Origin of the sequence: Lactobacillus corticis (genome assembly GCF_018327645.1) — a bacterium.
GTDB classification, from domain to species: domain Bacteria; phylum Bacillota; class Bacilli; order Lactobacillales; family Lactobacillaceae; genus Lactobacillus; species Lactobacillus corticis.
Genome location: NZ_BMAY01000045.1, coordinates 1 through 243, shown reverse-complemented (window position 1 = coordinate 243; position 243 = coordinate 1). Strand labels below are relative to the sequence as shown.

General features: G+C 45.7%; 1 protein-coding gene. It reads left to right on the top strand.

All coding sequences use genetic code 11. The annotated features are described in order from the left end of the window. Positions 1–243: hypothetical protein (locus tag KI210_RS08655; RefSeq protein ID WP_212781468.1), on the top strand; the 243-nt coding region annotated here is incomplete at both ends.

Below are 243 nucleotides of genomic sequence, written 5' to 3'. Positions count from 1 at the left end.
CAGACACTGAAGATCCACATGAAAAGACCAAGGATGAATTAACCGTCAAGGTTAACAACCCTGATCCAGTAAAGGATGGCGAGGAAGTTCCATCAACTAAGGTAGTAGTACCAAGCATTCCAGACTCAACCATTACCTCAACTCCAGTAGATGGCGTATCTGTTGATAAGGATGGCAACTTGACTGGTACTCCAAAGGTAGATGACTGGACTGACAAGGCTGGCGATGATACTCGCGAAATCG